The organism is Marisediminitalea sp., from assembly GCF_984433645.1.
The window spans coordinates 1-9,148 of the sequence record NZ_CFIDRX010000171.1 but is presented as its reverse complement, the minus strand read 5'-3'; the positions used below and the strand labels follow the sequence as shown (position 1 = coordinate 9,148).

Here is a 9,148-nt window from a genome sequence, read left to right as displayed (position 1 = left end):
GAATTCAAATTTAAGAAATTCAAGGATGATTTTGGAAAACGGACATAACAAACCACTCAAGGCTCTCGCTTCGCTCGCTGGGACGCAAGCTCGCACGGCCGCTTCGCTATTGTGCCCTACGTGCCAGCGCCCGTTGTTGGGCCGTTAGGTGCTGATGTAGATTCACATGATTTTTCAAAGTAAAGAAGCAAAACGATTCTTGTTCTCAGTAGTATCTTATGGAGCTTTTTGGCTTATCGTAATCTAGGCTTTTTATGCTTATTTGTTTTTATCGCTGCTTTCATTTTTAGAAGAAATCAAAAAACTAAAGTTATCGCCTGGTTTGTATTCATTGTTTCGACGCCTTATCCCTTTAGACTTCACGTTTATCGACTTGAATGGACCACCAATAATTGTGCACTATGTAATGGGCTTTCCCACAGAAGAGGCATTTACAGCTGCTGAACGCGGCGAACTAGTGTTGGGTAGTTGTATGGTTAGTGGCTTTGAGCCAAAAAAAGTTGTAGTGTGGTAATGGCACAAGTACTTAACAAAAAAATTATGTCGCCCGCGGGGCGGCTTCGCCATTATACCCTGCGTGCTTGCGCCCGTTAGTGAAAATTTAGCTCTACACAAGGATGATTGCAGTGCAAACGATGGAAATTGCATTTCTGTCTACAATACTTCTATTTCCATTGTTCGATTTAGTCTTGGAAAAATATAAATGTAGAAATAAGTGTACCGAATACGTAAAAACTTCTTTCATGTTGTGGGCTGTCACTGGATTCTTATTTTTTTGCTTTTTAAATGGTGTCTTAAAAATAGAACCTCCACAATACCTACCGTCTACTACTTGGAAAGGTTATTTGGCGCTCTTTATGTTTGCGGTGTTTATTGCATATATGAAATATGTGCTTTATTCAATCAATAAAGATAAAAGTGTCAGACTTCAGGTTTTAAACGCATTTGAAGACGGTGGCGAGTCATTTGTAGAAATACTGCCATCATCACGTAAAGAGTTTTTATTTTTTACATTGCTGGTCTCATTTAGTGCTGGTGTGTGCGAAGAGCTTATTTTCCGTTGGTATTTGTTTAGCTTCATTGAGCAACATACAGGCGGGCTAGTTGCCGTTATTGGTAGTAGCATCATTTTCGGCTTTTGGCATATATATCTTGGTTGGAAGCATGTCATAAAAACAGCTGTTGTGGGTGTTTTGCTATGCGGTATATATTTGTATTTCGAAAGTATTGTTGTTGCTATATTGGCGCACATATTTATGGATGTGTACTCGGGGTCAGTCGCATTTATCGCAAGGAAGGCGCAAGGTGCTGAGCTAACAAGCGCTTAAACTCGCTCGCAAACTTGCTGGGACAAATACACGTAGGCTCAGTCGCTTCGTTCTAATTTTAGCCTACGTGCATTTGCCCCTTATTTAGGTGTTAGGCATCAGAGTGAATAACGACGGTTTAATGAAAGTGCATGTTTCTCTTCCAAACCATTGGATGATTGGTGGGGAATCGATGTGGGCCGAGCCTCTCGGTAATAATATCTATCGTTTAGAAAACGTCCCATTTTTCTCTTATTCACTCAATTTTAAAGATGAGGTTGAAGCTAAACCCGACGAAGACGGAATCTTGGAAATTGAGAAGGTGGTTAAAAGAAGTGGCAATAGCACCCTTAGAATTATTTTCGACAAAAAAGTAACTAGGGAACAACAAGAAAAATACATCAAAATAATTCGTGAATTAGATTGTTCACTGGAACGTTGGGACAATACTTATTTAGCAATTAATGTCAGAGCTTCTGCATGCTATACCAGTGTTTTAAATCGATTAGACCAATGGAATGAACAAGACATAATTGCTCTGGAAACATGCGAAGAGCAAATGCCAGGCTCTTTTGATGCAGCGGTTGACGAAGATGTCTAACAAAGCGCTCAAGAGGGACACAAACATGGCGCTCCATAGGTGTATAGCGCCATGTTTTTTTCTGTTTATGCGCAGGCATCACTACTTATTCAAGCTAAGGCTTTGATGAAGTTGCTGCAGTGGGTTCTATTGTTCCCGATTGGCCTGCTAGCGATTATTGGTAGTGTTGAGTTTTAATTCGAGAAGAGTTCCATTTTTAAAGATCTCGCCAGGAAGAGGTGATTCAATGGACGTTGAAATTTTGTATGTTGTGATGGCAATTCTATTTATTTTGAATACAAGCGTTTCTGTATTCTTAATGAAACGTGATGATTTGGATACTTTCCAGAAAGGCGCTCAAATGTTACTGGTTTGGCTGGTTCCGTTTCTGGCAGCCATAGGCGTGTGGCTGCTCAACAGGAGCCAGGATATACAAGTTACTCGAGACAAAACCTTTGGCGGTGGTGTATCTGACAGTATTGGCCCTGGTGCTGAATAATCGCCAGAGGTTCAACATACGAGCTTCCTTCCGAAGACTCACAGGCTGGATGGCTTCAACAGTATTCAGCAGACTCTACATACCTGGGGGGGCTGGACCAATTATTCCAATCCTCAATGCGCGATGCCTGTTGTTAAACAAGGTTCTACTCGATTACGAGCCTGTTCTGCTTAGTTTCCGTCACAAAATCAACTGGTTTATGTATTAATATCAGTGCATTATGAATAGCCAAAATATCTAAAATGCCTGCGAACAGGACGTTTTTGACATGGAGTCTAGTATTGTGAGTAGTAAATCAGCGGCGGTATCACCCTTGGACAACCGCTTTTTTGGGGTCTTTGCCCTTGTCATCACCGTTGTGGTTTTCGGCGGTTTTGCGCTTAACTGGACAAATAACCCCAACAACATTGCCAGAATATCGCTATGGACAGGTCTACACGGCGCAATGAGTGCGGCCTGGTATGTATTACTGCTCAATCAAACCCGCTTATCTGCTGCCGGCAAGTACGCCAGTCATAAAATCATCGGCACACTGAGCGTGATTTTGGTTATTGGAATATTGATCACCGGTCCGGTTATGGCCATTGAATTTTATCACCGGATGGCGGGTTTTGGCGTGTTTGGCGTCGACGACGCTCAGGCCAGGCTAAGGGCTGGCAGCTTTCTTGGTGGCGCTTTTCTTCAATGGACGCTATTCGCCGTGCTTTATGTGTTGGGTGTGTTATCTGTCAAACAGCCTGCCCACCACAAGCGGTTTATGATTGCAGCGGCTATTCAAATGATGCCCGAAGGCCTTAATCGAGCAGTTCATTTACTCTCGTTGCCCGGGTATTCCATGTTTGTAATTATGTTTATGGTTTATGCGACCTTAATGATGTACGACTGGAAAACAACCAAGCGGTTGCATGGCAGCACGTTGTTGTCGTTTGCTTTGTTTTGCTTGTTAGCACTTGCAATGCACACTGTATTTAAATGGCAGACATGGGCTGACTGGATAGTGCCTGTTGTTCACGGGCAGTAACGCAAGCGATTGGTATGTTTCATTCTGAAGTCCAATGCGTGACGGCTAGGGCAGGAGGCCGAGAATGACGAGTACAGAATATTAAAAGTGCGAATACAGAGCATTTTATCTGTTGCTGGGCTGTATCGCGTTGGGTGTTTTTGCATTCATTACTGAAATGGTTTTTATTCACAGCGAATGGGCCCCCGTTGTTGGTCTCGTCAAAGGGCTCGCGCTGGGCGGGATTGGCGCATTGCTTCTAGCAGCCTATTCAGGCTTCACTTTGTTGCGGATTAAGGCAAGTTCAAGCATGCTTAAAATGGTGCTGGTTCTGTCGCTTTGTTGGTTTTTTGCCGTTGCCACAGTATTTGTTGTAAACAGCTAGTTTGCTACAAGCGGTGTTATTAACATCATAAAAATAATGGACCAGGTATGTTTACCCTCAGAGACTTTCAATTTCACGACACCCAAAGGTTGGTTGAAATCCTGAACGACAGCGACGTAACCGCTTTTCTGTCGACAAAAATTCCGCAACCTTATACCAAGGCGGATGCGCTGTGGTGGGTAGAAGAGGGCAGTAAAAGTGGTTTAATCAAAGCAATTACAGTTAACGACGAGCTGGCAGGTTGCATTGGTGTGAATCGAGGTGAGTTTGAATATGAACGCTCGGCAGAGATAGGTTACTGGCTCGCGCAAGCGCATTGGCGCAAAGGCATTATGCTGGACGCAATTGAACAGCTCGTAGAGGATGTGTTCACAAACACCAATATTGTGCGGATTTTCGCCAATGTGTTTTCACCAAACGACGCTTCAAAACAGCTGTTGCTGAAAGCAGGATTTCAGCGGGAAGGCTTGCTTAAACATGCCATTTTTAAGCAGGGGGCCTTTTATGATTGCCACCTCTTGAGTAAATTGAAAAACAGCTGAGCTGTTATGCACGATGACAAATCATGCTGAAACTTTACCGTTTATCTGAAGAGAAAAAAGAGTATTGGGAGACTTGGTCTAATGATGAGGGGTCTCATCGGGTTCACTGGGGAGAGCTCGGAACGACTGGCAAGAGTAAAGTGCTTAAAAAGAGCCTGTTTCACAATCCTCAGAAAGCGATTCAAAAGGAAATTGATGATTTAATTGCTATTGGATTCAGTGAAGTTGATCAGACGTTTACCCTAATGGTTGAGTACTCTGTAGATGGTTTTGGGACTCCTGAAGATCTTGATAAAAGAGCAAGGCTTCAGGATCGTCTAAACGAAACACTCGGGTGGACTGGTTTAGGGCACTGTGACGGCGGCAGTATTGGCAGTGATACTATGGAAGTCTGCAACTATGTGGTCGATTTTGAGATTGCAAAACGTGTTATTGAAAAAGACCTTATAGGTACAGAGTTTGAGAACTTTACTCGTATTTACGATGAAGATTTAGAATAGAAGGGCAGCTAACAATCCGCAGCTTCAGCTACCCACAAAGGTGATAACTGTAAAGGGAAGAGATGAGTTATTTTCAAGTTATGTTAGAGGGCGAAAACTTTTTTATCGAATTTGATGGTAAAGAAGAATTACTTGGCTTTATTACTACTCGATGGGTTAAAGCCTGCAATGAGGAGCAGGCCGAATTAAAGGCTGTAGAATTAATCAAAAATGATACTCATCTGCATAATTTACTGAGAAACCCAGAGAGAGAGCCAGCACCGCCAATGATTTATTTATGTGAAATGTGTAAGGTTAATTGGTTCACTTATCTTCGACGTAAACCCGGTGCTGGTTATTCGTTCTTCCCTATGAAGCGAGAGTAAAATATAACCCTATGATGGGCTGCTGAAACGCGTCAACGTAAAAAGTCGTACAGGATTTTAATGAACATAGTATTAGTAAGGCATGGAAGGCCGACTGGCGCTGAAAATCAGAAAGTGAATAGCGCCGGTTTCGTGCGCTGGGTAAAGCGTTACAACCATTCATTGGTTGACGAGAGCAGCAAGCCTGATTTGAGCGTATTTCACCACTATCAACACTACTATGCTGTTGCCAGTGATCTTCCCAGAGCGGTGCACAGCTGCGAGATTGCTTTAGACCGGTCGCCCTCACTGCAGTCGTCGCAATTTCGTGAAATGGACATCCCCCGGTATAAGTTGCCTTTCAAGCTGAATGCATGGACCTGGGTTTATCTTTGCAGAGCGTTGTGGACTGTGGGCGTGCCCGGTAAATTTGAGTCTTACCGTGAAGCGAAAATCCGCGCGAAGCGTGCAGCTAATCAACTTATTGCGCTGGCTGAAACAGAACAAAACGTCATTGTCTTCGCCCATGGTTATATAAATCTGCACATGAGGAAACAGCTGCGACTACGTGGTTTTACTCAAACGCAAAAGTCCAGTCAGTATTGGGGTATTACTGCCTTTAATAAACCCTGAAGAGCAAGCTAACCACACGGTGCGTACCCACAAAAAGGCACATTGTTTAGGGCGTCGGAGAGCCGTTGTGATTGAACCTATTACGGGTGATTCGTAAAGCTTGCACAGAACACTGTGAACAGCGCCTACGCAAGCTTGGCGCACAAAATCGATACCTTCTTTTTAGTGATTAATGGAGAGTTAGCATGGATATAAATACGGTTATTACTTTTGTGGCCGTCGCCACTTTACTGGTGATTTCGCCCGGGCCAAATGGTTTCCTGATCGCGAAAACCGTGCCGCTGTCTGGTCACCGGGCTGGACTGGCAAACGTTGCCGGTTTTGTTGGCGCGTTCTATTTGCATGGCACGTTGTCTGTGTTTGGTATCTCTATTTTGCTGGTGCAATCTGCCACCGCGTTTTTTATTTTTAAAATGCTGGGGGCGTTGTATTTGATGTGGCTTGGAATAAAAGCAATCCGCAATGCCTTCATGAAAGGTACCGCTATTGCCACCGAGGTTGCGCCGCCACAACAAAAGCCCACAGCACTAAAAAATGCTTTTGCCGAAGGGTTTCTTACCAACATGTTAAACCCAAAAGTCTCGGTGTTTTACTTAGCGGCGTTTCCGCAATTTATGTCGGCCGACGCCAGTGCATTGAGTGCTTATACCCTGGTCACTGCACATGCCACTGTGAATGTTGTCTGGTTTACAGCTATGGTGTTCACCTTGACAAAGGTCAAACGAGCAACCAACAACCCGCGTTTTAAGGTGTGGCTGAATACTATTACTGGTGTCGTGTTTATCGGTTTTGGTGCCAGGCTAGCGCTGGCTAAAAACAGCTGATGTTTTGCGTTGCTAGTGCGGTGCGTCAATAAATGCCAGCACCGGCGACAGTGTTGTCTCCGGTGCTTCTTCATGCGGTACGTGCCCCAGTTCAGCAAAAACGACAAGCGTGCTGTGAGGATTGTCTTTTTTGAACTGCTCGCCCACGTGAAGTGGAATTAACTTATCTTTGCCGCCCCAAAGTAATAAGGTGGGAATGGTGAGTTCGCCAAGTTTAAAGCGCAGATCGCCAGGTTGAGTCTGGGTAAAGCGTTCTGAAATCGTGGCGCGGTTACCTTCGCGAAGTGCAAGTTGATAGTACCTGTCTACCAAGTCATCAGAGACCAAAGAGGGATCGCCGTAAACATTTTCGATACTGCTTCTGACTATGAATTTAGGGATGAAATTCTTTAACAGTATTTTTGCTAACTTGTTTTGAGAGAGCTTAAATGCAATAGGGACAGACTCTGCTTGGTAAGGGTAGCCGGATGCATCTACAAGCACGAGTTTCGATACTCTGTCAGGGTACCGAATAGCGGTTGCCCAGGCTATATAGCCGCCAAGAGAGTTGCCAGCAACAATGGCCTTAGGAATACCCAGAGCATCGAGCAGCTTTACAAGGTAGTCAGTGTAGTTTTCTATGGTGTAGTTATTCTGGGGCTCAGGCCCGGTAAGGCCAAAGCCCGGTAAGTCAAAACGTATCACCCGGCGTTGATGTTTGAGCGTTGAGGTCCAGCCGTCCCAGGTGTGAAGTGACGCGCCAGTGCCGTGAATCAATACAATTGGCGTTGCGGCGTTTTTAACGCCTTCGTCACTCACATGCAAAGATAAACCACCAATCTCTATGAAAGATGAGGCCGAAGTCGTCCATTGTGGTTTAAGCTGCTCAACAGGAATGTCTTTCGCAGAGTGCAATTGCACAAAGACAAAGGCGCATATAAAAATGACTGCGATAACACTGATTACGAGTTTTAACATTTCTTTGGCTGCTTAAGTAAACGACGTTTGTACGCCTTTGTGCGTTTTAAATAAAACGATACAAATATGCAAGCTACACGCTACGTCTTTTCATTGAACACCTGATCATTAAGTGTAATGCTACGGCGTTTACCGTATTCGGGTTTAGTTTTTCCCACACAAACGTTCAATCTGGTGTGTATAAAGGAGACATGGAGTGTTTCAACGAAGTCTAATGGTCTGTCAGTTATTGCTTGCGGTTATTTATTCATCCGCTGGCATCAGTAAGTTCCTGCATTGGTTCCCTAATATTATCGGCCCGGTCTGGTTGGTCGACGAACTGGCTAAATATGGGCTGGGGTTGTTGGGATATTTAGTTGCCGCGGCGCAGTTAATTACCGGCATCGTACTGTTTTTTCCCCAGTTTCGGTTAATCGGTGCGCTTCTGCTGTTACCTATGCAATTGTGCATTACGGTAATCACCTTTTCGCTGGGTTGGAGTGGTACACCTTATGTCAACGTGGTATTGCTTTTAATGGTGGTCGCGCTGATTTACGACGATCGGCATAAGCTCGTGTCACTGATAGGCGATACCCATTTATTTCGCCAACACAAAGCACTCTATTGGGGCGTGTTTATACTGTTTTGGGGCTTTACCCTGCTGTTGAAGTACGGTACTGCTGTGTCGGCTGGCCTGGTGGGGGAGTAGAGAATGACGGCTCGCCTGAAACAGCAAAATCGGGTGCAGTTGAGCTTCCCCTCAATTGTGAAACTCTTTGCTATTTATGGCTTAGCGCTGGATTTGTTTTATCTGGCTATGTTAGGTGTGTTTGCTCTGGCAGGAATAGAAGGGCTATCGCTCAGCCAAATTGCGGTGGCAATGGTGTTGAGTCCTTTTGTGTTAATATTGCTGGCAGTCTTTGGGTACCCGTTTTTTGCCTTGCTGAATCAGTGGCGTGGCGGCTTGGTGTTAACTATTGTCAGTCGCAAAATACACAGTAATCCCGACGTTAGAGATGACGACAGCCTCAAGTAAATCCAATCCATAAACTCAACAATAAGAAAAATGTGACTAACTATGCAATTTAGACAAGCAACACTTAGCGACGTGAATGCGCTGCTGGCGCTCGAACAGGCCGTTGTCGACGCTGAGCGTCCGTTTAATTCGGCGATCAAAGCGCAAGGCGCACGCTATTACGATATTCCTGCTTTGATTACCGATGACGACAGCTATTTGTTGGTAGCAGAGGATAACGGCGCAATTGTAGCGACCGGTTATGTACAAATCAGACAGTCGAAACCCTCACTAGTGCACAATGTTCACGGCTATCTGGGGTTTATGTATGTTGCGCCAGCATACCGAGGAATGGGGTTGAATAAGCAGATTATCGACACGCTGATGGCGTGGGCAGAATCAAAGCAGGTGTTTGATTTTTATCTGGATGTCTACGCCGACAACCGCGCCGCAATCAATGCATATGAAAAAGTAGGTTTTCAGTCTTCTATGCTGGAAATGAAGCTGCAACGCCCTGGCACTAAAGCCGAATGACGGTGTTTGAACAGTTTATCCAAGCGATGAAGTGGTTCGCAATGTTAGG

Annotated in this window: 15 protein-coding genes; 14 read left to right on the top strand and 1 reads right to left on the bottom strand. The window is 44.6% G+C overall.

Annotation, left to right across the window (positions count from 1 at the left end; all coding sequences use genetic code 11):
- The first annotated feature begins 635 nt into the window (after nucleotides 1–635).
- The 11 genes from AC4MRN_RS17065 to AC4MRN_RS17015 all read left to right on the top strand — a co-directional run bounded on the left by AC4MRN_RS17065 (nucleotide 636) and on the right by AC4MRN_RS17015 (nucleotide 6,614).
- Nucleotides 636–1,328: a CPBP family intramembrane glutamic endopeptidase gene (locus AC4MRN_RS17065; protein WP_245819280.1), complete on the top strand. Its 693-nt coding sequence runs from the start codon at nucleotides 636–638 to the stop codon at nucleotides 1,326–1,328.
- Between the two features lie 103 nt (nucleotides 1,329–1,431).
- The gene (locus tag AC4MRN_RS17060; protein WP_487971648.1) at nucleotides 1,432–1,908 is read left to right on the top strand and encodes a DUF4265 domain-containing protein; all 477 of its coding nucleotides are present in this window, start codon (nucleotides 1,432–1,434) and stop codon (nucleotides 1,906–1,908) included.
- Between the two features lie 51 nt (nucleotides 1,909–1,959).
- Nucleotides 1,960–2,085, top strand: a complete 126-nt coding sequence (locus tag AC4MRN_RS17055; protein ID WP_281250820.1) for a hypothetical protein — start codon at nucleotides 1,960–1,962, stop codon at nucleotides 2,083–2,085.
- A 49-nt stretch (nucleotides 2,086–2,134) separates the two neighbouring features.
- Complete coding sequence (locus tag AC4MRN_RS17050) at nucleotides 2,135–2,386, top strand: hypothetical protein (protein WP_491203956.1); 252 nt, start codon at nucleotides 2,135–2,137, stop codon at nucleotides 2,384–2,386.
- A 283-nt stretch (nucleotides 2,387–2,669) separates the two neighbouring features.
- Nucleotides 2,670–3,407, top strand: coding sequence for a hypothetical protein (locus AC4MRN_RS17045; protein WP_491203955.1), 738 nt, complete (start codon nucleotides 2,670–2,672; stop codon nucleotides 3,405–3,407).
- A 112-nt stretch (nucleotides 3,408–3,519) separates the two neighbouring features.
- Nucleotides 3,520–3,771: a hypothetical protein gene (locus AC4MRN_RS17040; protein ID WP_487971652.1), complete on the top strand. Its 252-nt coding sequence runs from the start codon at nucleotides 3,520–3,522 to the stop codon at nucleotides 3,769–3,771.
- A 47-nt stretch (nucleotides 3,772–3,818) separates the two neighbouring features.
- Nucleotides 3,819–4,313, top strand: coding sequence for a GNAT family N-acetyltransferase (locus tag AC4MRN_RS17035; protein ID WP_491203954.1), 495 nt, complete (start codon nucleotides 3,819–3,821; stop codon nucleotides 4,311–4,313).
- Nucleotides 4,314–4,336: 23 nt separating this feature from the next.
- Nucleotides 4,337–4,813: a hypothetical protein gene (locus tag AC4MRN_RS17030; RefSeq protein WP_491203953.1), complete on the top strand. Its 477-nt coding sequence runs from the start codon at nucleotides 4,337–4,339 to the stop codon at nucleotides 4,811–4,813.
- A 62-nt stretch (nucleotides 4,814–4,875) separates the two neighbouring features.
- The gene (locus AC4MRN_RS17025; RefSeq protein ID WP_370246010.1) at nucleotides 4,876–5,178 is read left to right on the top strand and encodes a hypothetical protein; all 303 of its coding nucleotides are present in this window, start codon (nucleotides 4,876–4,878) and stop codon (nucleotides 5,176–5,178) included.
- 60 nt (nucleotides 5,179–5,238) lie between these two features.
- Complete coding sequence (locus AC4MRN_RS17020; RefSeq protein WP_491203952.1) at nucleotides 5,239–5,790, top strand: histidine phosphatase family protein; 552 nt, start codon at nucleotides 5,239–5,241, stop codon at nucleotides 5,788–5,790.
- Between the two features lie 185 nt (nucleotides 5,791–5,975).
- Nucleotides 5,976–6,614: a LysE family translocator gene (locus AC4MRN_RS17015; RefSeq protein ID WP_491203951.1), complete on the top strand. Its 639-nt coding sequence runs from the start codon at nucleotides 5,976–5,978 to the stop codon at nucleotides 6,612–6,614.
- A gap of 12 nt (nucleotides 6,615–6,626) precedes the next feature.
- Here the strand turns inward: AC4MRN_RS17015 and AC4MRN_RS17010 are convergent, their stop codons facing one another.
- Nucleotides 6,627–7,571, bottom strand: coding sequence for an alpha/beta fold hydrolase (locus tag AC4MRN_RS17010; protein ID WP_491203950.1), 945 nt, complete (start codon nucleotides 7,569–7,571; stop codon nucleotides 6,627–6,629).
- A gap of 196 nt (nucleotides 7,572–7,767) precedes the next feature.
- Here AC4MRN_RS17010 and AC4MRN_RS17005 point away from each other — a divergent pair, with 196 nt between their 5' ends.
- From AC4MRN_RS17005 to AC4MRN_RS16995, 3 genes are read left to right on the top strand one after another with little or no spacing between them, the layout of a single operon-like run.
- Complete coding sequence (locus AC4MRN_RS17005; RefSeq protein ID WP_491203949.1) at nucleotides 7,768–8,259, top strand: hypothetical protein; 492 nt, start codon at nucleotides 7,768–7,770, stop codon at nucleotides 8,257–8,259.
- Nucleotides 8,260–8,262: 3 nt separating this feature from the next.
- Nucleotides 8,263–8,586, top strand: coding sequence for a hypothetical protein (locus AC4MRN_RS17000; protein WP_073324806.1), 324 nt, complete (start codon nucleotides 8,263–8,265; stop codon nucleotides 8,584–8,586).
- A gap of 42 nt (nucleotides 8,587–8,628) precedes the next feature.
- Entirely contained in the window at nucleotides 8,629–9,099 is a 471-nt protein-coding gene (locus AC4MRN_RS16995) for a GNAT family N-acetyltransferase (protein WP_491203948.1), read from the top strand.
- Nucleotides 9,100–9,148 lie beyond the last annotated feature (49 nt).

Bases quoted from the DNA above. Each gene is read 5' to 3' on its own strand.
- AC4MRN_RS17065 (WP_245819280.1), top strand. From the start codon at position 636: ATGGAAATTGCATTTCTGTCTACAATACTTCTATTTCCATTGTTCGAT.
- AC4MRN_RS17055 (WP_281250820.1), top strand. From the start codon at position 1,960: ATGTTTTTTTCTGTTTATGCGCAGGCATCACTACTTATTCAAGCTAAG.
- AC4MRN_RS17050 (WP_491203956.1), top strand. From the start codon at position 2,135: ATGGACGTTGAAATTTTGTATGTTGTGATGGCAATTCTATTTATTTTG.
- AC4MRN_RS17035 (WP_491203954.1), top strand. From the start codon at position 3,819: ATGTTTACCCTCAGAGACTTTCAATTTCACGACACCCAAAGGTTGGTT.
- AC4MRN_RS17030 (WP_491203953.1), top strand. From the start codon at position 4,337: ATGCTGAAACTTTACCGTTTATCTGAAGAGAAAAAAGAGTATTGGGAG.
- AC4MRN_RS17025 (WP_370246010.1), top strand. From the start codon at position 4,876: ATGAGTTATTTTCAAGTTATGTTAGAGGGCGAAAACTTTTTTATCGAA.
- AC4MRN_RS17020 (WP_491203952.1), top strand. From the start codon at position 5,239: ATGAACATAGTATTAGTAAGGCATGGAAGGCCGACTGGCGCTGAAAAT.
- AC4MRN_RS17015 (WP_491203951.1), top strand. From the start codon at position 5,976: ATGGATATAAATACGGTTATTACTTTTGTGGCCGTCGCCACTTTACTG.
- AC4MRN_RS17010 (WP_491203950.1), bottom strand. From the start codon at position 7,571: ATGTTAAAACTCGTAATCAGTGTTATCGCAGTCATTTTTATATGCGCC.
- AC4MRN_RS17000 (WP_073324806.1), top strand. From the start codon at position 8,263: ATGACGGCTCGCCTGAAACAGCAAAATCGGGTGCAGTTGAGCTTCCCC.
- AC4MRN_RS16995 (WP_491203948.1), top strand. From the start codon at position 8,629: ATGCAATTTAGACAAGCAACACTTAGCGACGTGAATGCGCTGCTGGCG.